At 47.1% G+C, this 26349-nt stretch carries 20 protein-coding genes and 6 tRNA genes; 13 read left to right on the plus strand and 13 right to left on the minus strand.

Annotation, left to right across the window (positions count from 1 at the left end):
* Positions 1-26: 26 nt before the first annotated feature.
* The 4 genes from OCU49_RS16030 to OCU49_RS16045 form a co-directional block, all read right to left on the minus strand.
* Positions 27-272 (minus strand): HP1242/YdcH family protein, encoded by a 246-nt coding sequence (locus OCU49_RS16030; protein WP_261841566.1) that lies wholly within the window; start codon positions 270-272, stop codon positions 27-29.
* Between the two features lie 191 nt (positions 273-463).
* Positions 464-778 (minus strand): BolA family protein, encoded by a 315-nt coding sequence (locus OCU49_RS16035; RefSeq protein ID WP_261841567.1) that lies wholly within the window; start codon positions 776-778, stop codon positions 464-466.
* A 9-nt stretch (positions 779-787) separates the two neighbouring features.
* Positions 788-2176, minus strand: a complete 1389-nt coding sequence (locus OCU49_RS16040; RefSeq protein WP_261841568.1) for a DUF3422 family protein — start codon at positions 2174-2176, stop codon at positions 788-790.
* Between the two features lie 57 nt (positions 2177-2233).
* On the minus strand, positions 2234-2590 hold the full coding sequence (locus OCU49_RS16045) for a hypothetical protein (protein ID WP_261841569.1): 357 nt from the start codon (positions 2588-2590) through the stop codon (positions 2234-2236).
* A gap of 59 nt (positions 2591-2649) precedes the next feature.
* On the opposite strand from OCU49_RS16045, the gene OCU49_RS16050 reads away from it, so the two are divergent.
* Positions 2650-3384, plus strand: a complete 735-nt coding sequence (locus tag OCU49_RS16050) for a hypothetical protein (protein ID WP_261841570.1) — start codon at positions 2650-2652, stop codon at positions 3382-3384.
* A gap of 25 nt (positions 3385-3409) precedes the next feature.
* On the opposite strand, the gene OCU49_RS16055 is transcribed toward OCU49_RS16050, so the two are convergent.
* From OCU49_RS16055 to ycaO, 4 genes are all read right to left on the minus strand, one after another.
* A complete protein-coding gene (locus tag OCU49_RS16055) occupies positions 3410-6859 on the minus strand; it encodes an SbcC/MukB-like Walker B domain-containing protein (protein ID WP_261841571.1) in 3450 nt (1149 codons plus the stop codon).
* The gene (locus tag OCU49_RS16060) at positions 6856-7635 is read right to left on the minus strand and encodes a DUF4194 domain-containing protein (RefSeq protein WP_261841572.1); all 780 of its coding nucleotides are present in this window, start codon (positions 7633-7635) and stop codon (positions 6856-6858) included. The genes OCU49_RS16055 and OCU49_RS16060 overlap by 4 nt, the downstream gene beginning before the upstream one ends.
* Positions 7636-7637: 2 nt before the next feature.
* Positions 7638-9038: a Wadjet anti-phage system protein JetA family protein gene (locus tag OCU49_RS16065; RefSeq protein ID WP_261841573.1), complete on the minus strand. Its 1401-nt coding sequence runs from the start codon at positions 9036-9038 to the stop codon at positions 7638-7640.
* 227 nt (positions 9039-9265) lie between these two features.
* A complete protein-coding gene (ycaO, locus tag OCU49_RS16070) occupies positions 9266-10999 on the minus strand; it encodes a 30S ribosomal protein S12 methylthiotransferase accessory factor YcaO (RefSeq protein ID WP_261841574.1) in 1734 nt (577 codons plus the stop codon).
* Positions 11000-11293: 294 nt separating this feature from the next.
* On the opposite strand from ycaO, the gene OCU49_RS16075 reads away from it, so the two are divergent.
* The 6 genes from OCU49_RS16075 to OCU49_RS16100 all read left to right on the plus strand — a co-directional run bounded on the left by OCU49_RS16075 (position 11294) and on the right by OCU49_RS16100 (position 11971).
* A tRNA-Asn gene (locus OCU49_RS16075) sits at positions 11294-11369 on the plus strand.
* Positions 11370-11406: 37 nt separating this feature from the next.
* Positions 11407-11482 (plus strand) — tRNA-Asn (locus OCU49_RS16080).
* Between the two features lie 14 nt (positions 11483-11496).
* A tRNA-Pro gene (locus OCU49_RS16085) sits at positions 11497-11573 on the plus strand.
* 55 nt (positions 11574-11628) lie between these two features.
* Positions 11629-11705: transfer RNA gene (locus OCU49_RS16090), tRNA-Pro, on the plus strand.
* Between the two features lie 57 nt (positions 11706-11762).
* Positions 11763-11839: transfer RNA gene (locus tag OCU49_RS16095), tRNA-Pro, on the plus strand.
* A 55-nt stretch (positions 11840-11894) separates the two neighbouring features.
* Positions 11895-11971, plus strand: a tRNA-Pro gene (locus OCU49_RS16100).
* A 342-nt stretch (positions 11972-12313) separates the two neighbouring features.
* On the opposite strand, the gene OCU49_RS16105 is transcribed toward OCU49_RS16100, so the two are convergent.
* Positions 12314-13612: a M18 family aminopeptidase gene (locus OCU49_RS16105; RefSeq protein ID WP_261841575.1), complete on the minus strand. Its 1299-nt coding sequence runs from the start codon at positions 13610-13612 to the stop codon at positions 12314-12316.
* A gap of 2 nt (positions 13613-13614) precedes the next feature.
* A complete protein-coding gene (locus OCU49_RS16110; RefSeq protein WP_261841576.1) occupies positions 13615-14148 on the minus strand; it encodes an FKBP-type peptidyl-prolyl cis-trans isomerase in 534 nt (177 codons plus the stop codon).
* A gap of 332 nt (positions 14149-14480) precedes the next feature.
* Here OCU49_RS16110 and OCU49_RS16115 point away from each other — a divergent pair, with 332 nt between their 5' ends.
* From OCU49_RS16115 to rpsA, 3 genes are all read left to right on the plus strand, one after another.
* Positions 14481-16574: a carboxy terminal-processing peptidase gene (locus OCU49_RS16115; RefSeq protein ID WP_336605343.1), complete on the plus strand. Its 2094-nt coding sequence runs from the start codon at positions 14481-14483 to the stop codon at positions 16572-16574.
* Positions 16575-16633: 59 nt separating this feature from the next.
* Positions 16634-17407 (plus strand): hypothetical protein, encoded by a 774-nt coding sequence (locus tag OCU49_RS16120; protein ID WP_261841577.1) that lies wholly within the window; start codon positions 16634-16636, stop codon positions 17405-17407.
* Positions 17408-17686: 279 nt separating this feature from the next.
* Positions 17687-19366, plus strand: a complete 1680-nt coding sequence (rpsA, locus tag OCU49_RS16125) for a 30S ribosomal protein S1 (RefSeq protein ID WP_261841578.1) — start codon at positions 17687-17689, stop codon at positions 19364-19366.
* 441 nt (positions 19367-19807) lie between these two features.
* Here rpsA and OCU49_RS16130 read toward each other — a convergent pair whose 3' ends face one another.
* Positions 19808-21007, minus strand: a complete 1200-nt coding sequence (locus tag OCU49_RS16130) for a winged helix-turn-helix domain-containing protein (protein WP_261841579.1) — start codon at positions 21005-21007, stop codon at positions 19808-19810.
* 174 nt (positions 21008-21181) lie between these two features.
* Between OCU49_RS16130 and OCU49_RS16135 the strand changes: the two genes are divergently transcribed.
* Both OCU49_RS16135 and OCU49_RS16140 read left to right on the plus strand, forming a co-directional pair.
* Entirely contained in the window at positions 21182-21625 is a 444-nt protein-coding gene (locus OCU49_RS16135; RefSeq protein ID WP_261841580.1) for a DMT family transporter, read from the plus strand.
* Between the two features lie 338 nt (positions 21626-21963).
* The gene (locus OCU49_RS16140; protein ID WP_261841581.1) at positions 21964-23064 is read left to right on the plus strand and encodes a malate dehydrogenase; all 1101 of its coding nucleotides are present in this window, start codon (positions 21964-21966) and stop codon (positions 23062-23064) included.
* A gap of 8 nt (positions 23065-23072) precedes the next feature.
* On the opposite strand, the gene OCU49_RS16145 is transcribed toward OCU49_RS16140, so the two are convergent.
* The gene (locus OCU49_RS16145; protein WP_261841582.1) at positions 23073-24014 is read right to left on the minus strand and encodes a LysR substrate-binding domain-containing protein; all 942 of its coding nucleotides are present in this window, start codon (positions 24012-24014) and stop codon (positions 23073-23075) included.
* A 163-nt stretch (positions 24015-24177) separates the two neighbouring features.
* Between OCU49_RS16145 and OCU49_RS16150 the strand changes: the two genes are divergently transcribed.
* On the plus strand, positions 24178-25434 hold the full coding sequence (locus tag OCU49_RS16150; protein ID WP_261841583.1) for a M24 family metallopeptidase: 1257 nt from the start codon (positions 24178-24180) through the stop codon (positions 25432-25434).
* A 121-nt stretch (positions 25435-25555) separates the two neighbouring features.
* On the opposite strand, the gene OCU49_RS16155 is transcribed toward OCU49_RS16150, so the two are convergent.
* The gene (locus tag OCU49_RS16155; RefSeq protein WP_261841584.1) at positions 25556-26218 is read right to left on the minus strand and encodes a TetR/AcrR family transcriptional regulator; all 663 of its coding nucleotides are present in this window, start codon (positions 26216-26218) and stop codon (positions 25556-25558) included.
* Positions 26219-26349 lie beyond the last annotated feature (131 nt).

Below are 26349 nucleotides of genomic sequence, written 5' to 3' on the forward strand. Positions count from 1 at the left end.
AAAGCAGTTTTTGGGTAAATTCGCTTTTAAGCGGGTTCGGCCGTGAGCATTGAAAACAACTGATCTTTGAGATGCAAACGTTTAGCTTTACGGGCACTTTCTGTTTCAGAACATACAGGTTCAGTCAGCGACTCCATACGCTCAACTTCCTTAGTCACATCATGATATTCCTCAAACAGCCGGGAGAAATGCGCGTTACTCATTTTTAAAGTATGGATACGTTCACGATACTCTGGCAATTCATGAATCAGGTCGTGGTGTTCAATGCTCATCTGTTTTTCCCTTTAATGGCGCTTTTGATTTCTTAACTGATGTATTAACTATCGCGCTGCCTGAAAAGAAAAACATTGATGCGAATCAACAATCTGAACGCCATTTCGCTGACAATAAACATTCGCTTTATGGCATAAAAAAAAGCGCTGTAGCCAACGGCTAAAGCGCTTATAAATTGCTCCGGTAGTACTTACTTAGAACCGCCCATGCAGTTTGGTGACAACGGAATTTCTCCGTTCTTATCCGTCCATTCCTGGCGAGTATACAGATGCATTGAAAATGCATGGATAGGATTGTTCATTAAGGTATCGACAGCCTTATAGACTGCCTGATGTCGCGCTACCAGACGCTTGCCGGTAAAGTCATCGGAAACAACTGCCACCTTAAAATGGCTGTCTGTCGCAGGTCCGCTGTGCATGTGACTTTCGTTTTCAATATACAGCTGATCTACATCCAGTGAATCACGCAGCTTTGCTTCAATCTGCGTGGCAATAGTTTGTGTCATATCACACCTTTACCTATGGCCTGACCGGGGAGATTCCGGATCATCAGCCAATTTATTAAATTTCGAATGCACCCGTCGGGTTAGCCCGGCAACAAGGATGATTACCAACGGCATAGAAATACCTAACGCCAGGCTCTTATCAAATGAGATTCCCTGATCATAAAGAACCCCCAGAAAGATTTTTACCAGCCCGATGGTGTAATAACTGATTGCCGCAACCGATAACCCCTCTACAGTATGTTGCATCATCAACTGTATTTTTGAACGCCGGTCCATTGAGCTGAGCAGTTCCTGGTTTTGTCCCTGAATGGACAAGTCCACCTGCGTACGCAACATATCGCTAACCCGGTCAATCCTGCGGGATAAGTCTTCCAGCCGCGCAGCGACCGATTCACAGGTTTTAACCGCCGGGCCGACCCGGCGTCCAATGAACTCCTGCAACGTGAGGTGCCCGGAAACTTCGTCTTCTCGCAGCTCATCAATATTGTTAAACATGATGTTCTGATAAGCCAGTGTCGCATTAAACCTAAATGTCGACTGTGCCCGGTAGGCTTCCACCTGTGAAGCAATCTCCGTCAGTTGCCCTAATAGCTGCTGCGCATCATTAAAACCTTCCTGCTGATCGCCCTGCGCCAAAGTCTGCGTTAACTCCGCCAGTTTCAAATCCATCTGCCGGAGTTGTGGACTGATAGACCGGGCAAGAGGCAGACCCAGTAAAGTCATCAGCCGGTATGTTTCTATTTCCACCAGACGTTGTACCAGACGGCCTAACTGGCTGGCACTCATCTCACGGTTGTACACCAGAAAACGGCCATAACCATCATCATGCAGCTGATAAGTTGTCCAGACCTGAGCGGCCCCCTGAGAAGGCTGACTGCCAATCAGACGCATGTCGTCAAAGTATTGCTTTACCTGCGGAATATCCGGCTCACCTGACTCAGACGCATCCAGTACGGTGACGTGAAACGCCGTCACTATCTGACCTTCCAAACCGGCTAACCATTCCTCTGGCAGGCCCCCAATACAGCTGTGTGCAAAAGGCACTTCGGAGTCATCGCAGCGGCTGGTAAAGGTGTAAGCAATGAATTCAAGATGTTTCTCACGGCGCATTTGTAAGCCGTTCAGATTCATCTGAAAAAATGCCACATCCTGCTCCGGCGGCTCAACGGCGTAACTTTCACACAGCTTCAGCAAATGCGCATACTGGGATTTTTTCTGCGTTTCATCGCACATAATCACCAGATGGCTAATACGTGCCGGCGCATCAATGACCCGGAAAGGACGCGAGTGCATCTCAGCATAGAGCTCCTGACGCAACGGGTGCTCAGATAAACGGGCATTAGCAGAAAATTGCATTGTCATATGGGAAATTAACTCGCTACAGGTATCTGCCAGCATCTTACCTGAGCCTGACAGCTGGAAAAAGCCATATTCACAGACACTAACTAAGAAGAATCAGTCAGTTAATGGTGCCAACATTAAAGGTTCAGCGGACAGGTCAATAGCAATCACCTGCGGTGTCACATCAAACCACTGCTGAAACAGCTCAAAGCTGCGTGCAGCTGGCCAGTCATCACCAAACTCATCCCATGCAGCCAGCTCATTCTCAAACATAGCCGCATAATGTTGCTCTAATAAACGCGCCACATCGGTCTCATCCTGAAACTCATCAACCATGTAAACACTGGCTTCACGGCGATGGTCTTCAAGGCTAAGCTGCTCATTAAGTTCATCAGCTGCCTGAGCATTTGCCCAGTCTGCAAACGCCTGTTTCGGCAATAATGAAAATGCCGAACGATTTATTAATTTCATAGAGTCTCCAACTTGCTATACTGCGGCGATAATACTGTCGTTTGAATATCCCGCTATCAATGAATATCCGCCACCTGCCTCATCTGAATGACCGCGATGCCTGGATCAGCTTTTGCCAGCGAGAGCAGCCGTATTGCTTTATCGCTTCGCCGGAAGCCTTAGTAGATTTTCAAACTACTCATTTGTTAATCACGTTGCTTGAAGGCAAAACCCGCAACGGTAAAGCTGCACTTAAATACAGTATCGGCTCCCGGACAACAATGGAGCCTGCCTGGCGCTTTATTAAAGCCTGCGACTTTAACCTTCAAATGATGATTGATGGGCTTAATCAGGTAGATTTCAACGGCAATGTGCGAGATAACTCATTTCTGAAAGCACATTCTGATCTGACCGTCAGGAAGTTCTTCTCTAAAGATAAGAACATTGTTTCGCCATCACATATGGGATTGCTCAGCCCGTTACAACGTTTACCTAATGTATGGAATATTGCCGGTGTCTGCCGCTTACTTGCCAATCAGCAGTTTAGTCATTTAGACAACGAACAACTGGCTTTGCCGGGCGAAAATCATCAGCAGTACACAGGAAAGACAACAGACTCGAAAGCCCTGCTGCTAGCCCTGCTGGATGCACCACATGAATGGCAGGTTCGCCCCGTCACCCATATAAATTCACCGCTGCTTTTACGTATTTATCAGAAAGGCCAGCCGCGATTTAGCCTACGTCCTAACCTGAGTCAGCCAGAACCCAAAATGCGCCAGCGAGGCTCTCACTGGCACAATCTGGATAATTCTTAACAGCCTCGCCCAGCTAACCGGAACCTTATGCAGGTTCCAGCTCGCTATCTTCTTCCGTTTCGGTATCTGCTGAATTTTTAGCCGCCATACGATAAGGGTTATCTGAGTTAAGCAACTCTTTACCCTTTTTCGTTGGGAATTCAACATCGATATCCACAACCCGGCCATCACGGCATACGTTAATAACCGTATCCATAGTAGTCGCCATCAGGGAGTACTTATCATCCGGCGCAGCAATCAGTGTTTGCAGACCCAGATCACTCATGAAGCCCAGTGATGTCTGAGTGTTCTCAGCATCCAGCTTGTTGAAGGCCTCATCGAATACCGACAGGCTGATACCGCCAAGAGTAACGCCATCGGCACTGTCACGCAGACGGTAAGTTGCACCCATAGCAGCCGCGATCGCCACATAGAAAGGCACCTGGTGCTCACCACCGGAACCGGTTTTGATACGCTGACTCAGGGTCGTCTTACGGTTGCCGTCGATATCTTTAATCACCAATTCGAAATTATAGAAGTTACGATAATCCTGCAGCAAGCTGCTTTCACCTTCATCTTTCAGCACCTCATGGATCTTAGCCAACGCATCCTGATGTGGCTTATCCTGATCATTTTGCAGATCAAACAGGCTGCCAACATTCGCCTGATCCATTTTGGTGTAAGCTTCAACCAATTCCAGAATATCTTTCAGTTCCGGGTTAGGCGTCATCTCAAAACCATAACGCTCTTTATGGAACGGACGGTTCTTCAAATGTACATTCAGCTCACGGATCAATTCTTTAATCTTATCGATCTGATCTTTAAGGTGTGCGACGAAGTCAGAACGGAATGAGGTTTCTGCCTCTAAGCGGGCATGCTCAGCTTTTTCAGTATATTCAGCCAGCTCACTGTCACGCAGCGACTGTACTGTATCGTTAACAAAACGCTCCAGCTGCTCATGAGTTGAGTCAGGCGTCACTTTATCCAGTTCCTGATGGCTCAGGCCTGAACCGTGATAGCGCGCTTTATACTGAGCCACACCGTCACGCACAGCGTTCTTTTTCTTTTCAATCAGACCAAGCTCAGACTGAGCCTTCTTTGCTGATTCAAAAATAATCCGGTCCAGATCACCTGAACAGGACTCATCCATATAGTCGCGTTTTTCCTGAGCGGACTGCGCGTCAAAGTTAGTATCTTCTTCACACTTTGCTCTGGCAGCTGCGTGTTCAACTAACTCTTTATCCAACAGTTCCAGTGACGCATTGTCTTTAATCAGGCTGGTACGGGTCGTCTGCAGTTTATCCATCAGCTTCTTTTGCTGATCCTGTGCTTGCTTCTGCCCTTCGACCAACTCAGCAATACGTTTCTGTACGCCGCTATCATCCTGATTCCGCAAGTCAGTAATGCCCTGTCGGTAACCATCGATTTCGCTATGCAACATTTCGCGCTGATTGGACAGATCAAAAACCCGCTCACCCATGCCGACCAGACCCGTGGTCATACGTACCAGATTTTCTTTCAGGTTATCCAGGTCTTCATGGTCTTTATTCAGCACACTGAATTCAGCCATCATTTCATCAACCTGACGGCCCTGCTGCTGTAGCTGATGCTGACGACGGCCTCCACCGCTTCCCAACATAGGCGTTTCTTCACGAATAGCCGTGGTTGTACCTTCCGTCTGCAACATGCAATCGTAAGTCAGCGCGCGCTCCTGACGAATCAGTTCGGCTTCCGTTTCAACTGCAATAACTGAACCCAGTGCACGGTTCATATATGCCTGAGCATCATCGGTCTGACAGTCGATAAATTCAGCCAAAGAATTTGGCTTACTACGGTTAAGCCATTCATGACTCTTGGTCGTGTTAACAATTCGGCAGCCTTTTAAATGACGGCCTTTACGGCGATACAGCGTAATTGCTTCTTTAACCCGGTCAGGATCAACAATCAGAGCTTCCCGACGCGCGCCCAGGAAACTCTCAATCGCAATGCGCCATTTCTCATCGTTGATGTCTACCAACTCACAGATAGGCGTAGACTTGATACCATAGTCACTCAGTAGCTGCATCAACTCACGGGTATTACGGCGTAGCGGTGCATGACCTTCTTTGAGCTGCTCAACGGCACTGCGCTGATTCTGAATTTCAGTGCGCAATTCGTTCATACGAATAACTGAGGCTTCAAATCGACGGGAAATCTCACGACGAACTTCGTCGATGCTGCCCTTGAGCTTTTCTAAATTGTTATCGACATTCACCGGCTCAAGCGGCCAGGCTTCAGCCATCATATCTTCGCCGGAACGCCACAGCGCCACAGACTCCTGAACCACAGGAATGAAACTGGAAGGCAGGAACTGCTGGAAGTTAGAGAAAGTTACCGTAGAACGCAGCAGGCTATACACGTTCTGAATTTTCTCTTTGACGACATTCAGCTCATGCTGCTTGGCATCAATGGAGTTTTCCAACGCTTTCACTTTGTGTGCGCTGTCAGTGTTGTTTAGCTCTGCGCGGGCTTCTGCCAGCGTTTGCATTACAGTGTTTAATTGCTCACTGTTTGATTCCAGGTCACTTTGTAACTGAGTTTCTTTTTCCTGGTAAGATTCCAGACGGTCCTGTGCACCTTCCTTCTTCAGGTCAGCATGTTCAAAACGCGTCTCATGAACTACCCATTCGTATTCAGCAGAGTTCTTAACGTTGCGATGAATGCCCTTACACTGCTCCTGAACTTTTTCCAGTTCGCCAATGCGATTAGCCACTTCACGGGTTTTCTGCTCCATCACCCGATATTCATCCAGGGATTTCCGGAAAGCACCTACGTGAACAATGTTTTCATCCAGAACAAACTCACGGATAAAACGGGTTGGGCTGTTAATCGGCACAAACTTAAGTGCGTTACGGAAGTTCTTTACAAACTTCTCGTCATCGTTCGGCATTTGCTGATCATAGCTGAGCTCGGTTACCAGCTCACGAATGAAACGGCTGGCACGCTTTTCCAGCTTCATTTCAGGACACTGTCTCAGCAGACTCTCACGCACTTCAGGCCATTCTTTCGGCAGACGTCCGCCATCTTTTTTATCGGTAAAGTCTTCCAGGCTGACAGAAAAGTCAGGCAGGATAAAACGTCCCAGAATTTCTTCTTCAGGTGAAGCCAGCGAAGCACTGATGGTCAGACCCACACAGGTCTCTTTTCCCGTTTCAGTATCGTAAAAACTCAGCGCCAGATAACTGATTGAATCCTGACGGGCGTTCTCTTTCTTACCTGAGTCATCCATAAAGCCAAGACAATAGGTCCGCAGGCTACGTTCACTCTTATCACCGGCACTAGCGTTAAAGCTCAGATAACGTTTATTGCCACCCATCAGTACTGTCTGAATGGCATCCAGTAATGATGACTTGCCTGAACCGTTTGGACCGACGACGGCAACATTACCTTTAATAGGTACTTCAACGGCACCCAAAACATACCAGTTCACCAGTACGATGCGATTTAACTGTTTCATTGTACCGGCTCCTCCGGGGTTGCCTCTTCAACTGGTTTTTCAGACTCTACAGTTTCTTGCTCAATCTGTTCCTGAGCGTCACTGCTTTCTGCAACGGCTGCTTCAGCATCAACCGTCAGAGTTTCAGCCGGGGCTTCGGTTTCAGTTGCTTCAGCCGGTTGTGTATCTGCAGCAGGCTCCACCGGATTCTGCTCAGCATCATCACACAATGCTTCTAACTGGCCGATAAAGTCTTCAACTACTACCTGACGGATAGTCGGATTGATTGTCAGTGGAATGTTCTTAGGATCAGTTTCATGCGGCTTACCCCGCTCAATGACGCCATGACGGCTGAACAGCGAGAGAATTTCCTTCAAACGGGTTTCGTTGGGAATATCTTTACCGGTCAGGTTCTCATATACGGTCAGCAAGTCATTGGATGTAATATAAGCACGTCCACCTTCAACCTCAAAGGCTTCAAGCTTTTCTTCATATTGCTGACGCATGCACAGCAGGAAGAATGACTCATCCAGCTTCAGGCGCATAAAGCGCTCATCACCTTGGGGCAAAATACCTAAAAATGCTTCATCTGGCTGATACACAAATGACCAGCCTAGTGCCGCAAACAGGTTGGTAAAATAATCCACGTGAGACGCTACCAGAAAGTAACTGTCACGGTGGCCTGAACGTTCAGCGTATAAAAACTGATTCACTAACAGCAGATTGGCAGCATGGACGAAATCTTCTTCCTGATACTGATCGCTGCGGGCAATAATTTTCTGCAGATCACCTAACATGTTTATCGTCTCTGAATACTGAAGTCGCGACACTCAACCATATCGGCGACGTTGACATACTTATCGCTGAACTGAATATCATATTTATTGGCGGTATTGCGCCCCTTCTTACCCAGGGAGCGCATATGCCTCAGATAACTGAAGCAGATGTAGTCTTCGATACTGTCGATCGTAAACTGACCGGCTGAGATCTCATTCTCACCCAGCAAGTGACGTTCGATATAATCTTCAATCCTTTCCGGGCGAACTTCCCGGCGGGCTTTATATTCTTTAAATAGCTGGCGCATCTCTAGCACCCGCGGATCAATAATATCCTGCTGAATAACCCGCGGTTTAGTTGCCACCCGCCGTCTGACCGGTGCCCGAACACTGCCCGGAGACAGAAACCCGGTTTCTTCCAGTGTTTGCAGCTTTGGTAACTTACGCTGATCAAGCTGCGCCGCATCAGAGATAACCCGCGACAAACGCGCACTCATACCCGGTGTAGTTTTATCCATGTAACGAACGGTGTCCGCTACACGTTTCTCAAGGCGGTAACGGAAATCATCAATGGTCGCTAAACGCTGATCAACCGATTCAAAAATTCGGATAATACGGTTGATATGACTATGCACCATTGCTTCAGCGTCGTCATAGTTGGTTTCGAACTGTTCCTGATAATGCGTACTTAGCAACGCAACCTTTGTCGTATCGAACTGCAGTTCACGTAGCTGACTCAGAATCTGACGGCGAAAGCGGAAAGGGTTGTTCTTGGTCTTCAGGGTTTTGTAATCTGATACCAGAATATGCGCAACGAAATGATCGAAAAAGTTACGTACAATTTCCTGTGGATTCTTTGTCGCTGCCAAGCTGATTTTCAGCTCACGTAAACCCAACATCATATCCGTCAGGTGAGCACTGAAGTCAGAGGCGGTCTGCGCCGCTTCCTGCAGGGTAATCCCCCGCCCGGCCGGATCATTAATCGCAGCTTCCAGTGAACTCAGCACGTTTAGTACTGCGCCGCCGTAACTGCGTTTTTCCAGATTATTAATCGATACCAGCGTACGTAACAGGTAACTGTTCGCCGGTGATAACAATACAAAGGTACGGTAAATACGCTGTTCTTCTTCCAGCCAGCCAGTTACCACCAGCCGGCGATAGATACGACTGGTATATTCCGCAGTAGAACGTGGCGCTTCCTGTTCGGCTTCTGAATCATTATCTTCAGGTTCCCAACGACGTACACCCAGCTTAACAACGGTGTCTTCAATGGAGGAGCGAATCAGATCTTTAGGAACAAAAGGATCAACCAGATCTTCATCGAAGAACTGATCAGCAAGATCGAGCAATACCGCCTGATAGATTTGACGGTTCTGCCCGGCAAGTGGCAGGAACAGGTCTTCGGGAAGCTTGTTAAAAAGCATCGAGAATCAAATCTCCTGACAGACATATCAAATGCCTGACATTAACTAAGGTCAACGCTCTTGGTAAGCAAATAACAGGCCGTGTAAGCCAGGAAAAAGCAGCCAGACAAAAGCATAAAATAGCCGAAGATAATAACGGAAATAGGCCGTCTGACCAAGTAGCAAAAAGGCCGTTTTCAGGAAAACGGCCTTTTCTAAAAAGTTAACAATTCAGGTTAGATTAAAAGTCAGCCAGCGAGACGCTTAGCAGACTGAAGCCGGTCATAGATTTCCAGCATTTTCTGATGATTCGTAAAACCTTCCAGACTCAGACTACTGGCTGTAAAATCTTTAAAGATCTTTTCTCCGGCCAGCATCTCTGCCACCCGGGCCATCAGCGTTTTTCCATATACCTGTTCAAGCAGACCGCTGTAATCGTCAAAGTCCCGTTCAGCATCCAAAGCAAACTGTAAACACTGAAACAAGCACCGGTAAAGCAATTCACGCGACTCATGCAACTGAGCGTTCTTCAGCTGCCAGCCACACCAGGCCAGCGCATCCGCAAAATTACCCTGCTGCAAGTGCAACAGACATTTTAGCTCACCGATCCGCAGCGTATTCCAGGCGGTACCTTTATCTGCAACAACACCTATCAGCTCTGCGACCAACTGCTGATCATCAAAGCCTTCGGTATTCATATCTACCAACAGATCAGCGCCCTGATCTTTATCGAAGTTTGCCAGATCCAGCAAGCTCTCCCGGTACTCGACACCCGCATTATTATTATTCGACACAAGATCATCTACCGGATAAATTTCAGACATTCCCGGTACAATAATCCGACAGGTATACACGTTCAGATGCTCGTAATCGGCAATATAAATATCCATGTCGACTTTATGAATCAGATTACACAAGTGTTCGAATTCAGCCTGACTGTCGCCTTCCACGTTCCATTCAACAAACTCGTAATCTGTATCCCGCGAAAACAGATCCCAGGCAACAACACCGCTCGAATCAATAAAATGGGCTTCAAGATTCTGAGAATCAGCCACATCCGAAAGATTAAAACTTGGTGACGGGAAGTCAGTCAGCGAATTAAGTGCCCTACCACGCAGCAATTCGGTCACAGTCCTTTCCAGTGCCACTTCAAACTTAGGGTGCGCACCGAATGACGCACAACAGCCGCCATCATCAGGATTTATCAGGGTAACGTTAACCATCGGATACTTACCGCCAAGGGAAGCATCACGGACCAGCACGACAAACCCATAATCGCGCAAAGCTGCCAGAGCATCTACAACCTGCGGATAGCGGTTAATTATATGCTCGGGAATTTCCGGCAAACTGATACCGGAAGTTATAATCGTATTCTTAATATGACGTTCAAAAATCTCAGACAGTGCCTGTACTCTTGCTTCTGCAACACTGTTACCTGCAGCAGCACCATTACTGATATACAAATTGCCAATAATGTTTACCGGAATCCAGACTTCATTGCCGGTACGCTGACGAATAAACGGAATAGCGCAGATACCCCGCCCCGCATTACCCGAGTTAGTATCGATAAGCCCCGGTGCGGTTAAATCATCGTGCAGGTTATAGTGCTGCAGTGTTGGTTCATCGAACAAACCGTCTGGTATTTCATCGCCACTGACTTCAAACCAACGCTCGCTGGGATAATGAACAAAGTCGCTTTCAGCAACTTCTTCACCAAGATAATAATCAGTAAAAAAAGAGTTACAGCTAAGACGTTCGAAATACTCACCCAACGCACTGGCCAACGCAGCATCTTTACTGGTGCCTTTGCCGTTGGTAAATAAAAGCGGGCAGTTGCGGTCACGGATAAGGACAGACCAGACATTCGGTACTGGATTGAGCCATTGAGCCTGCTCAATATCGAAGCCCAGAGCCTCTAACTGAGAAGACATTTTTTCAATCGACTCCTCTAAGGGCGCATCTTTTCCGGGAATCATCGTCATATCACTAAGTCCTAGCAAGCCAATCAACACATCCGCAGGACAAATAACCCCGCTTAAACTCCACTTTATACAGAAATACGCCCCACACCGAAACTCCAGATTAGCTTATTTTGTGTTCTGATGAAGCGTTTCACTGATTCACGACAGCTTGTTGATAACCCTGAAAAACCCACTGTCAGCAAGCATCTAAAACCTACCTAACTATTATTGTCAGTTGAATGAAAAACTTTTTAACGTAAGTGCTTGACGGCCATAGGGCTGATCATTAACATACGCCGCCACTAGTTAAGCAGTTCCTCGATAGCTCAGTTGGTAGAGCAGTAGACTGTTAATCTATTGGTCGCTGGTTCGAGTCCAGCTCGAGGAGCCAATTCTGCATTAGCTAGTAACATTTTGATGGATAACATTCCTCGATAGCTCAGTTGGTAGAGCAGTAGACTGTTAATCTATTGGTCGCTGGTTCGAGTCCAGCTCGAGGAGCCATCAAAATAAGAAGACGGGGCATAGCGCAGCCTGGTAGCGCATCTGCTTTGGGAGCAGAGGGTCGTAGGTTCGAATCCTGCTGCCCCGACCACTTTCTGAAAGTGAATCTTCTTAACACTCAAACAGTGTCTAAACAGTTTATTTGTCGGGGCATAGCGCAGCCTGGTAGCGCATCTGCTTTGGGAGCAGAGGGTCGTAGGTTCGAATCCTGCTGCCCCGACCACTTTTTAATAAGTGACCTTTCTAAAACACTCAAACAGTGTCTAAACAGTTTACTTGTCGGGGCATAGCGCAGCCTGGTAGCGCATCTGCTTTGGGAGCAGAGGGTCGTAGGTTCGAATCCTGCTGCCCCGACCACTTTCTATAAGTGAATTTCCTTAACACTCAAACAGTGTCTAAACAGTTTATTTGTCGGGGCATAGCGCAGCCTGGTAGCGCATCTGCTTTGGGAGCAGAGGGTCGTAGGTTCGAATCCTGCTGCCCCGACCACTTCTCTACTATATTCACAAGACCACTATAATTACCCCGGTTCGAGTTGAGCGTAGCGAAACAACATCGCGTTTTTTGCGATGATCATCCTGCTGCCCCGACCACTTAATACACTTCCTTCTCAGTCTTATCCTTCAAGCATTTCTATTAGATACTTGTTTACGCTCTCCTCATCCAACTCTATTCTTCAACACTTATTAGCTCGCCTGTTATTTGTTGACTTAATTAGCGCCTCTTTGCCTCTCACCTTCGCAATATATAAGTAACCATAATATCAGCGCATAAAAAAACCGCCCGAAGGCGGCTTTAAAATAACAGATCAATCCTGAACACTCTGCTTCGTCACACTTTCTCCATACGGAAAAAACGCTGCAGAATACGCGCAAGATTAACTGCGTCATCACTGCCACATATTTCCCGGATTGAGTGCATAGCATACTGCGGCGCACCAACATCAATAGTCTTTACACCCAGCTCGCCGGAAGTAATAGGGCCGATTGTACTGCCGCAGCCCATATCAGTACGCACTACAAAACTCTGTACTGGCACGTCTTCAAGGTCAGCCAGATTACGGAATATTGCCGCCGTTTCACTATTAGTTGCATAGCGCTGGTTATTATTGATTTTAATAACCGGACCCGCATTCAGCTTAGGGCCATGGTTAGCATCATGCTTGTCCGCAAAGTTTGGATGAACCGCGTGAGCATTGTCAGCAGACACCATCATTGAATTTGCCAATGCGATATTTCGCTGTTCATTATCCGGCAGTAAACGCTCCAGCAGATTAATCAGCATTGGCCCCTGCGCACCACAGGCACTCAAGCTGCCAACTTCTTCATGATCATTACATATCAGCAAAGCGCCCTGCTCAGAATCAGCTTCAATCAAAGCTTCAAGCCCAATAAAGCAACTCAGCAAATTATCCAGCCGTGCAGACGCCATAAACTCTTCATTCAGCCCCACATATCCGGCGCCTTGTATGTCATAAAAACTCAGCTCGTAATCCAGTATTTTATCGACATCATCAATATGCTCACGGGCAAGCTCAGCCTTTAGTACGGCCTTAAAATCAAACTCATCACCATCAACCTGCACCTGTGCAAGTAATGGTGGAATATCTGTTTGTGGATTAACACTGCGATCGCTGTTAGCCGTTCGATCCAGGTGAATTGCCAGACTCGGAATTATGGCAATTGGTTTTGCGAAGTTCACCAACGCGCTACATAGCTCACCATCTTTTGCCAGATAGCTCACCCGCCCTGCCAGCGACAAATCCCGGTCAAACCAAGGATTTAACAGCACACCGCCATAGACCTCAACACCAAGATTGACGCAACCCTGACGTAATAACACAGGATTAGGCTTTACCCGTAAACACGGGCTATCTGTATGAGCACCAACCATACGGAAGCCCCGTTCGGGCAACCCACCATCTGCAGGCATCTGCCAGGCAACAATCGCTGATTCATTACGTACAAAAAAATACCGCCCACCGGACTTTACCGACCAGCTATTTTGCTCTTCCAGCTCAACAAAACCCGCTTCCTGTAATCGGCCCCGCATTTCATTAACCGCATGAAAAGGAGTCGGAGACGCCGCCAAAAACTCAAATAGCCGTTGATTAAATTCATTCTTAAGCATAATCATTCTGCCTGCAGCGCAGGCACTATCTCCAATAATTCAATTTCAAATATCAGTGCGGAGTTAGCCGGAATTTTTTCGTTCGGACTAATCGCTCCATATGCCAGCTCCGAGGGTAAAAACACTTTCCACTTAGCCCCTTCCGGCATTCTTAGCAAAGCTTTCCGTAAACCTTTAATGACACCACTCAGAGGTAATAAAGCAGGCTCTTCCTGACTCAGAGTACTCTCAAATAACTCGCCACCAATCCGCCATCCCTGGTAATGAACCTTTACACTGTCCTTTATATGCGGTTTAGCCCCGCTGCCTGACTGTAAGACGACATATTGCAGACCATCATCGGTTACCTGCACATCTGGCTTTAGCTTGTTTTCTAGCAAAAAAGCCACACCTTCCTTCTTCACATCATCATTGAGGGCTTTTTCAATTAACTGCCGCCGAAACTCCGCCTCATCCTGGTTATCACTACAACCAGCCAGCAGCATAACACTGCCCAACACACCCGCAACCACAGCTATTTTAATCTGTTTAAACATATCTACCTTGATCAAAGTGCTGAAAAACCAAACACTTTACAGAGAACTAAATTTACAGTGCAAACGTACAAGTTTGCAGTAGCAACAGCCTGAAGGCTACCCATGATGAGTGTATTACCTGCGCCCAGTCAGTGGAAATTGCTATTCTATAACACTAAGTGATTGAATTTACATCAACACAGGCGGAGACTACACTCGAAGCCAAAGGTTAAACCAAGGGAACCTCAGAAACGGTTTGCAGGTCTTAACCTGTAAGAGACCATTACCTGACGACCTATTTAAGGCCCAAAAGACCGGTTTAACTTTGTTTAAGCTATACAGGAATACTTACCTTGAGCACCAGCCAGTTTGCAATGCGTATAAAACAAGCCACTCTTGGCGGCCTGATTCTGCTGCTTAGCAGCCTACCCGCTCACGCTGCTGTAAGCCCGAATCTGACACCTGAACCCGTACATAGTCAGGTAATACGTGATATCGCCAGCTCACTGGTTGATGACCATTATTCAGACATTACTGTTGACGATAACCTGTCCAGTAAAGTACTCGACAGCTTTGTTGATAACCTCGATCCAAGCAAAGCCTATTTCTTTGCCGATGATATAAAAAGCTTCGAGCCTTACCGCACACTGCTGGACGACCAGATAAAAGCAGGTAATCTCGATGCCGGTTTTGAGATTTTTAATCGCTATCAACAGCGCATTACCGAACGACTGACATTTCTTATTTCACGCCTGGAAAGAACCGACATGGGTATCGACTTTACAGTCGACGAGTCCCTAATGACGGATCGCACCAAAAGCGACTGGACAACCAACCAGGCTGACATGGATGAATTCTGGCGTAAGCGCCTTAAAAGCATGCTTCTGAATCTGAAACTGGCAGGAAAAGACATTGCCGGTGCTAAGGAAACACTGCTTAAGCGTTATAAAAACCAACTCACCCGTGTCGAGCAGACAAATCCGGAAGATGTTTTCCAAAGCTATGCCAATGCATTTGCACAGCAGTTTGATCCACACACCCAATACTTTTCGCCACGCCGCTCTGAGAACTTCAACATCAACATGAGCCTTTCCCTGGAAGGCATTGGCGCGGTTCTTCAGACAGAAAACGAAAACACTAAGATTGTTCGCCTGGTACCTGCAGGTCCGGCCGAAAAAACCGGTCAGATTAAACCAGCCGATGTAATTGTTGGTGTCGGCCAGGGCACCACCGGTGAAGTACAGGATATTATTGGCTGGCGTCTGGATGAAGTGGTTGCGCTGATCCGCGGCCCTAAAGGCACGACTGTTCGCCTTGAAGTTATCCCGGCAGATGCAGATGACGGCACTCGCCGAATCGTTTCTATTATACGTAACAAGGTCAAGCTGGAAGAGCAGTCTGCACAGAAACGCGTCATTGAACTGGACCGGGACGGCAGCACTTATCGTCTTGGCGTGATCAGCATTCCAACGTTCTACATTGACTTTAATGCACTGAAATCAGGCGACGCCAACTATAAAAGCACCACCCGTGACGTAGAGAAGCTGATCAAAGAACTGCAACGTGAAGATAAAATCGACGGTCTGATTGTCGATTTACGGGACAATGGCGGCGGCTCTCTGCGCGAAGCCAACGAACTGGTAGGTCTGTTCATCAATCGCGGACCAACAGTTCAGATTCGAGACCAGCAAGGCCGGGTTAACATTCTGCAAGACTCTAACCCCAAAGTGGTCTATCACGGTCCAATGGCAGTTCTGGTCAACCGCCTGAGCGCGTCAGCCTCCGAGATTTTTGCCGGTGCCATCCAGGATTACCAACGCGGCATCATTGTAGGCAACCAAACCTTCGGTAAAGGTACAGTACAAACCCTGTCTCCACTACGTCAGGGTCAGCTAAAACTGACCCATGCCAAGTTTTACCGGATTTCCGGCGACAGCACCCAACACAAAGGTGTCGTTCCTGATATTCGCTTTCCATCTCTTTATGACATAGAAGAAATTGGCGAAAGCGCCCTCGATGGTGCACTTCCCTGGGATCAGGTACATCCGGTTCCTCACCGTCAATTCATTAGCCTTACAGGCACACTGCCCGAACTGACTGCACGTCACAAAGCACGTATTGAAACAGATCCGGACTTCCGCTACATGCAGGCACAGATCGATCGTATTACAGAAATAAAGAACGACAACCTGATCACCCTCAACGAAGCAATGCTTCAGGCTGAACGCGATGCGTCCGAAGCCTGGCAGTTAAATGTTGAGAATCAGCGCCGCTCTGCCAAGCAGTTACCAGCTCTGGACAAACTGTCCGATCTGGAAGCTACTCTGGAGAAGGATTCCCAGGGCCGCATAATTAATCCTGAAGCTGAAGCCATTCTGGCCGAAACAGGAAGAATACTGCTGGATGTTATTTCTGTTACCTACAAGAAATTCCTGGCCAAGCAATAAGCCTGGCCAGGCATCCGCCATACACTTTTTGCAGCTCACACACCTATTGAGGAAGGCATATGTCCTTTAGCAAGAATAAACTGGCACTGATAATTGGCTTACCTTTACTACTGATACTTCTCGGTATTGGCGGCTATATGCTGTACACCATACTGATGGCTCAGGATGCTAAAAATAACGCCAGCCTTCAGGGCTTTGGCGAAACAGTTATGCCCGGAGATTCCCGCTATGACCTCGAAGGTGAAGATGCCCACCTGGCACCTTCAATCGATACCAATCCGAATCTGACACCTAACCAGAAGATCATCGCCAAACTACGCTCCGAACGCCGCAAGATGAGCCTGGAAATTGACAATCTGAATGCTGAAGTTATTACTCTGCAAGCGAAGGTTGAGTTACTGGAAGAATATAAGCGCACTAATGAACGTTATGCACCCTACTCCCTGGATGAAGAAATTTCACTGATCCACACCCGCGTTAAACAATTACTGGCCGGCCACGCTGAAACACGTCGCTTCAACCGACGCCAGATCAGCAGCATGTCTGCCGCAGCTGCGCAGGAATACCGTCGTTTCATAACTATCCATAAACTGGCGCTAGATCAGGGACAAATAGACACAATAGTAAATGAACACTTACCGGCGTATGCCTTTTGTATAGGTAACGGCGTTGACATTGCTGCCAATAACAAAGAAGAAGAACTGCTAGTTGTTGAATATTTTAAGACTCGCAATGAAGCCCTGATACCGGCGGGTCTGCTCAACGATTTGAAAGTTGTTTCCAAGCCTTGCCGGGAAAACCTTTATAATCGCCTGGCGTTCCTGACTGAATAAACAGTTGCCTAATTCCGGTGGGAAATTCGAATATCCCCACCGGAAAAACTACCCAAAACGTAAATTTTCCTACTCCTTTCAGCTTTTTTTTGCCTATTCTACTTTCTACTTGATTTTAGCGGCTGTATAATGACCGCCCTTATATCTGTACTCCGGTTGCCCATTGTCAGCCATCCAACCGGAAAATAGATACTAAAACTGACCCTGTTTCTGGCTGACGTTACAGGCTAACTAAAGTAAGTTCTTGTTTTCCCGGAATTTACTGGATAGGAATATTACATGTCCGAAAGCTTTGCTGAGTTATTTGAAGAATCCCTGCAACACGTTGATATGACGCCTGGCACCCTGGTAATGGGTGAAGTTATCGATATCGATAGCGACTGGGTTACTGTTAACGCTGGCCTGAAGTCTGAAGCAATCATTGCTCGCAACCAGTTCCTGAACGATGCTAACGAACTTGAAATTCAAGTTGGTGACATGGTTAAGGTTGCTCTGGAAAGCGTTGAAGACGGCAGCGGCGAAACTCGTCTGTCTCGTGAAAAAGCTAAGCGTTCAGAAGCTTGGGAAGTACTGCAGAGTGCATTCGATGCTGAAGAAACTGTTAAAGGTTACATCAGCGGCAAGGTTAAAGGTGGTTTCACCGTTAACGTTAACAACATTCAAGGCTTCCTGCCGGGTTCTCTGGTAGACGTGCGTCCAGTACGCGACGTTGACCACCTGGAAGGTAAAGAGCTTGAATTTAAGCTGATCAAGCTGGACCAGAAGCGTAACAACATCGTTGTATCTCGTCGTGCGGTTCTGCAAGAAGCTAACAGCGCGCAGCGTGATGAACTACTGGCTACTCTTGAAGAAGGCCAGGAAGTTAAGGGTTACGTTAAGAACCTGACCAACTACGGTGCATTCGTAGATCTGGGCGGTGTTGACGGCCTGCTGCACATCACTGACATGGCTTGGAAGCGTATCTCTCACCCAAGTGACATGCTGACTCCAGGTGATGAAATCACTGTTAAGATCATCAAGTTTGACAAAGAGAACAACCGTTTGTCTCTGGGTCTGAAGCAACTGAGCGAAGATCCATGGGCGTCTATCAAGGCTCGTTACCCAGCAGGTAGCAAGGTTGAAGCTCGTGTTACTAACCTGACTGACTACGGTTGCTTCGCATCTATCGAAGACGGCGTTGAAGGTCTGGTACACGTTTCCGAAATGTCTTGGACTAACAAAAACATCCACCCATCTAAGGTTGTACAGGTAGGTGATGCTGTTGAAGTTATGATCCTGGACGTAGATGAAGATCGTCGTCGTATCTCCCTGGGTATCAAGCAGTGTGCTGCTAACCCATGGACTACTTTCGCTGAGCAATATGCTGCTGGCGATAAAGTGACTGGTTCTATTAAGACCATCACTGACTTCGGTATCTTCGTTGGTCTGGAAAACGATCTGGACGGTCTGGTTCACATGTCTGACATCTCTTGGGATGCTGACAACGAAACAGCTCTGCGCGGCTACAAGAAGAGCGAAGAAGTTGAAGCCGTTATCCTGTCTATTGATGCTGAGAAAGAGCGTATCTCTCTGGGTATCAAGCAGCTGGAAAGCGATCCGTTCTCTGAGTACGCTGCAGCTAACGAAAAAGGTACAATTGTTACCGGTACCGTTAAGTCTGTAGACGCTAAAGCAGCTGTTATCGAACTGGCTGAAGGCATCGAAGGCGTACTGAAAGCATCTGACATCAGTGTTGATCGTATCGAAGATGCGACTACAGTTCTGAAAGAAGGCGAAACAGTAGAAGCTAAGATCGTTAACCTGGATCGTCGTAACCGTGCGATTACTTTGTCTATCAAGGCTAAAGATCAGGCTGAAGAGAAAGCTGCGATCAAGGCTGTTAGTGATAAGCCAGTTGAAACTGCTGGTCCTACCACTATCGGTGACCTGATCAAGGCACAGATGGAAGCTAAGAAGTAATAGCATCCTCTGCGATTAGAAAAGGCGCGTTCTACGCGCCTTTTTTGTGCCTGCTATTTGGAGAAATCCAGTTGAAACTGCTGGTACGTCCACCTTGCGCACTATCGGTACGCCTGATCAAGGCACAGATGGAAGCTAAGAAGTAATAGCATCCTCTGCGATTAGAAAAGGCGCGTTTTACGCGCCTTTTTTGTGCCTGCTGTTTGGGGAACGCCAGTTGAAACTGCTGGTGCGTCCTCCTTGTGCACTATCGGTGACCTGATCAAGGCACAGATGGAAGCTAAGAAGTAATAGCATCCTCTGCGATTAGAAAAGGCGCGTTTTACGCGCCTTTTTTGTGCCTGCTACTTGGCGAGAGAGCCAGTTGAAACTACTGGTACGTCCTCCTTGTGTACTATCGGTTACCTGATCAAGGCACAGATGGAAGCTAGTCAGTAACGGTTAAATCTGCAAACGCTTTGCAAACTCTACAACAGACAAACTCATCCCTGTCAGCTTTTCAATTCGAAAATCCGCCACATGATTGAATGCCATAAAAGTCTGTAAAGATGCACACAGAGCATCCAGACAGTCCTCAGATACTGACTCTTCAAAATGTAGATGCCGCACACGCATACAACCTTCTTTACGATCAGTTTTTACATCCATACGTCCGATAAACCTCCTCCCGGACATTAAAGGTAAAGCAAAATATCCAAAGCGACGCTTGGCTTCCGGCACATAGCACTCCAGTTGATAATCGAAATCAAACAGCGCCTGGGTACGTTTACGCTGTATCAGCAAGTTATCGAAAGGTGACAGTATTCTCACCTGATCAGCCGGAATACGCTTCGCCAGATCGTCCGTTACATTTGCCAGTGCCACATACTCTTCAGAGCTTTTTTTGCCACCGATACGCAGCTTAATAAGGTTACCTTCCGCCAACATTTCGGCGACTTTCTGCCTGATCGGACGCAGCATCCCCTTTAATAAGTAACAGCAATGCTCTGGCTTTGCGAAGGCATTAGCCGATAAATAGCGGGTGATCAAATAGCGTAAATATTCACCCTCATCAGGAACTGAAGTATCCACTTCAGCTGGCAAAGCGCGCTCAGTAAGATCATAAACCTTCTGAAAGCCACGCCGTTCCACTGCCATCAACTCACCTTCCATAAATAGCTGTTCAAGCGCCTTTTTCGCCGGTTTCCAATCCCACCAGCCAGCGTTCTCACGGCGGGGATGCTCAAAATCTCTGGCCATCAACGGACCTTCTGACGCTATTCGACCTCTAATCTCCCGCATCAGACGATCATCACGATCAAACCAGTGCTTATCCCCGGTTGCAATTGCACGTTTACGCGGCAAACTGAAACGGTAGTCGCTCATTGGCAAATAAGCAGCAGCATGGGACCAGTATTCAAATACCTTCCGTTCTGCCAATAACGCGTCCAGATGCTCCTGACTATAATCAGCTACCCGGTTCCATAAGGTATGATGATGTGCACGCTGAATGACCGATATCGAATCAATCTGCACGTAACCTAACTGGCCAATCGCCTGTAAAACTCCGTTTACGCCCTTACCACAAGGCCTGTGTAATCCTTGCGCCAGCAATACCAGCTTCTGCGCCTGCGCAGTACTCAGCTCGGTAATTCCCGCCATGCTAACCTCTCATCATCCAGAATTCATCGATCATAAACCCTCACATAGCAGCTACCAACAACTAATATCCGATACCCACAACAAGGCAAACTTCACTATCTGAAAACTGCAAAATTTATCTTTACAGCGAAAACACTATAATGGCGCCGCAACAATTACCTTCAGGGAAACGATATGGTCTGGCTAAGTATTTTTCTGGTTTTTATGGCGGGCGCAATGCTGCCGTTACAGGCAGGCATCAACTCTCAGCTAGCCCGGGCAAGCGGACATGCAATCTGGGCATCGGGCTTTTCATTTGTGATGGGGACACTGGTATTACTGAGTATATTTTTAGTGATGCGACTACCATGGCCAGGCATTATGCAATTAAAGGAAGCCCCTGCTTCAGCTTGGACTGGCGGCCTGATGGGCGCTTTCTTTGTAACCTGTATGGCTTTCTTCGCACCTAAACTGGGTGCAACTACTCTTTTAGCTTTGGTAATAGCTGGCCAGATTATAATGTCTCTGGCGCTGGACCATTTCGGGGCCGCGGGGTATATCCAGCAAGAGATAACCCTGCCGAGAATATTAGGTGTACTGTTGATTGCTGCCGGCATCTTTCTGGTCAAAGAATATTAGTCACCAACAGCTCAATATGAGCTATCTGCTTCAATCGCTATCATGTTCTTAGAAACTAAACACTTCAGATAGTGAAAAACTCAAACGCCGTTTTCAATCTAAAATCTGACTTACAAGACAACTTAGTTAACTTACCACCTCGCCTACACTCCATAGAAATCAAGCAACCACAGGCAAAAAAGATTTACACGCAACTGCTAAAAGCAGTGGAAATATGAGTCTGAGTATTACAAAGCCTTACCGTATTATAAAAAAAATTATCTGGTTACTGCCTTCTTAGCGTCATACAAAAGTAGTAGGCTAAACGTCTATACCCCACAGACGTTCAGAGGTAAAAAATGAGAAGGCCAGTTCGTATTGCTGTTACAGGTGCCGCCGGCGCCATTGCCTATAGCCTGTTATTTAAAATTGCAGCTGGCGAAATGATGGGAAAAGACCAACCGGTCATTCTACAACTCATTGAAATTCCGGAAGCAATTGAGGCTCTACGCGGCGTAGCTATGGAACTTGAAGACTGTGCCTATCCGTTACTGCACACCGTCACTTTGCATGACACCGTAGAAGAAGGCTTTAAAGGTTGTCATTACGCGTTACTGGTCGGTGCACGCCCACGTGGACCAGGCATGGAACGAAGCGATCTGTTAGAAGTAAACGCACAAATCTTTGCCCGTCAGGGTAAGGCTCTTAATGACTACGCCAGCAGAGATGTAAAAGTACTGATTACCGGTAATCCCGCTAACACTAACGCACTGATTGCCAGCCGTAATGCACCGGATTTAAGCCCGTCACAGTTCACCTGCCTGACCAGGCTTGACCACAACCGCTCGAAAGGTATTCTCGCCAGCCAGACAGGAGCCTCTTCGCTGGACATCCAGAATATTATTATCTGGGGTAATCATTCTCCTACTCAATATCCGGACTTACATCACGCAACCATTCACGGTAAACCTGCCCTGCAACAGATAGATCAGGAGTGGTATCGCGAACAGTTCATTCCTAAAGTTCAGCAACGGGGCGGTGAAATTATTCAGGCCAGAGGCCTTTCCAGCGCTGCCTCTGCAGCTCAGGCTATTGTTAACCAGATGCATGACTGGTGTATGGGCACTGCACCCGGAGAAATTGTTAGCATGGGAATACTCAGTGACGGTAGCTACGGCATCGAGAAAGGTATCTTCTATTCATTTCCGGTTCGCTGTAATTATGGCCGTTACCAAATAGTGCCTGGTTTTGAGATCAACGATTACAGTCGTGAAATGCTCAACAAAACCGAACAGGAATTACTGGATGAAAAGGCAGTCATTGCAGATCTGTTGCCGGCAGAAACTGAAGCATCGCATATGAACCTGTCGATCTGTCTGAAGTCAGGTATGACCCTGTATGCAGACGAAACAGGCCCTAAATCGGAGTGCACCTTTATGCGCACTAACCGGGTGATGTAATCGCTACCTTATGCAATAGACATTTTAAGTAACAGCCAATGATAGAACATCTGTAAGCCGGGCCTTTCCGCCCGGCTTTCATTCACCCCTAACCAGTAACTGCGCCCGGATTTAACTTCCAGACGTCCTACTCTGTGCAGACTGCCTTCAGCCAGTTGCTGATCAACTAACTGGGCCGTTCCCAATGCAATCCCCTGCCCACGTCGTGCCGCATCCATCAGCACCATATAATTACTGAATCGCCGGGTATTTCTTACTGACAAACCTGTTTCTAAAGCATTGAACCAAACTTTCCAGTTAATCCAGTTAGGCTCTATCCGTTCGAAATCCAATAATTCATAGTTAAGCAGCTCAGCCACCTCTTCCACTTTACACGCCGTACGCTGCAGATATTCCGGACTGGCAACAGGAAACAAAACCTCACCAAATAACTCAGCAACATTCCAGCCAATACGCTGTCCCGGGTCATAAGCGATATTAAGGTCTATATCGTCTGCAAATAAATCCGGCGTACGGTCTGAGCTGATTAACCTGACATTCAAATCTACTTGCGGGTGCTCCAGATAAAACTCACTGATCATGCCGTTCAACCAAAACTGAGATACTGCAGAATTGGCAGCGATGGTGACACTTTCCCCCTGCTCCAGCCCCTGCAACTCATCAATCCCATCAGCCAGATAATTCAGTGCCGCACTAACCCTACTACGCAGCTGCTCACCTTTCGCCGTAATAAGCACCTTACGGCCATTTCGGTGGAACAACTCAAAACCAAAAAACTCTTCCAGATATTTGATCTGCTTACTCACCGCAGCCTGAGATACATGCAACTCCTCTGCTGCCTGAGTGAAGTTCATATAGCGCGCTGCCGCTTCAAATATCATCAGACTATGCAGTGCAGGCATACGATGGCGAAAACTTTTTTCTGACGCCCTAACCAGTTCCCTTTTCATAAACCCTCATAACTAAAAGTTATCCTAATTCATAAGCAGATAGCTAATGTGCCGCTAAAAGACAGCTCTTATACTCACTCTATGAATGATGATAGCCAATATATCCGGATCATCAGTACTCTCAAACAATAATAAGAAGAAGTTATCTAATCAGGAATTATTTATGACTATGCTCGATTGGCACGCTGAACGAACCGATCTTTCAGGTCTCCACTTACTGGATCAGGCACCGGAAAGTAAAGGCATAGACCTTATTGCTGTACGCCGTTATCGCCTGCAACGGGTCAGAGAGCAAATGCGCAAGTACCACATTGGCGCTCTGATCATTTCAGACCCGGTCAATATTCGTTACGCCAGTGGCGCGCGAAACATGCAGATTTTCTGTTCCCGAAATGCACCTTCACGTTATCTGTTAGTAACTGAAGCGAAAAACATTCTTTTTGAATTCACTGGCTGCGAACACCTGGCTGAAGGTATTGAAACCATCGATGAAGTACGGACGTCTGCCACCGCCAGCTTTGTTGCCGCCGGCTTTGATATCGCCGTCCGGGAACAGCAGTGGGCAAAAGATATGCTGACCTGTATACATGAGATAACCGGACCAGACGCCACCATAGGAATGGAACGGATGAACGCCGGCACTGCGATCGCTTTGGCCAGCATGGGCGCGAGAATTGTTGATGCTCAACAGCCAATTGAAATGGCTCGCTGCATTAAATCCTCTGAAGAAATGAAATGTATAGTTGCATCACTTCGCGCCACCGAGAAAGGAGTCGCCAAATTACGCGATGCCATTCGCCCGGGAATTACCGAAAATGAGCTCTGGTCTGTACTTCATCAGTCGATCATAGCGAATAATGGAGACTACGTTGAAACCCGGCTTCTCAGCTCAGGTAACCGAACCAACCCCTGGTTTCAGGAATCGGCCAGCAAAAAAATTCAGGCCAACGAACTAATTGCCCTAGATACAGATGTAGTCGGCTGTCATGGCTACTATTCAGACTTTTCCCGTACTTTTCATGTTGGACCGAACGCTCCAACAGAAGAACAAAAAAACCTGTATAAACTGGCCTACGAACAAATACAAAACAATATAGGCATTATTCATCCTGGAATGAGCTTCAAAGAATACTCTGACAAAGCCTGGAATATTCCGGCGCAATATCACAAAAATCGTTATTACCTTTCAGCCCACGGTGTCGGTATGACCGGCGAATACCCATACCTGTATCATCATGCTGACTATCCTGACGCGGGTTATGACGGCACGATTCTGCCGGGCATGACATTATGTGTAGAAAGCTACATAGGTGCTGAAAATGGTTCGCAGGGGGTAAAGCTAGAAGAACAAATTCTGGTCACGGAAACCGGAATAGAGATACTTTCTCAATTTCCATTCGAAGAAAATTTGCTGCAATAGAAGTACGCTGAATCTAACCGAGCTTTCTGCGTAAGGCTTCTAATCAAGGTTTTTAGAGAAAATTGATCAGATACAAAAACAGCGCCTATGGCGCTGTTATTCTTCAGATCCCATGAGCCGCCTAGCGTAACCCAACACCTTTTAATATCACCTGGGCAATAAAGTCACTGGCGCCCTGATAATCACCATCATCCAACTTATCTTTTTGCATCACCAGACTGATCTGAGTCGAAAAATCCGCATAGGTTTGCGTTGATGCCCAAATAACAAAAAACAGGTGATACGGATCAACGGGATCCATCTTGCCATCTGCAATCCAGCTACGTACCAGAGCAACATCCTTCTCCAGCGAATCTATCAGATTATCCTGCAGATATTCTTTCAGGTACGGTGCACCGTTAATGATCTCGTTGGCGAATACCTTAGATCCGTTCGGGTGCGTGCGGGACATATCCACCTTACGACGAATATAGTTCTCCAGAATTTCAGCAGGCTCGCCACCATCCTGATCCAGCAACAGCACCATCTTCTCGACCCAGAGATCAAGAATCTGCTGCAATACCCGGCGGTAAAGGATCTCTTTAGACGGGAAGTAATACAGCATATTCTGTTTAGACATCCCGGCAGCTTCAGCAATGCTGTCTACAGCAGTACCGTTGAAACCATTATGCGCAAACAGATCTTCTGCTACCTGTAAAATTCTGGCCTCATGATTTTCACGAATCACCGAGCGGCGACGGGCTTTTTTCGGCTTGTCGTTTTCATTGGCAGGTAATTCAGACATAAGTAGTTCCAGATAAAAATTTCAGATACAGGGTCAATAAATCGCTCAGACAATCCCAAAGGCCATGGATTTTAGCATGCAAAGACGAGATAGGAAGAGCTTAACTGAACGCCTGCGTTAAATTAATCCCA

The organism is Aliamphritea ceti (assembly GCF_024347215.1).
In the GTDB taxonomy this organism is placed as follows: Bacteria; Pseudomonadota; Gammaproteobacteria; order Pseudomonadales; family Balneatricaceae; genus Amphritea; species Amphritea ceti.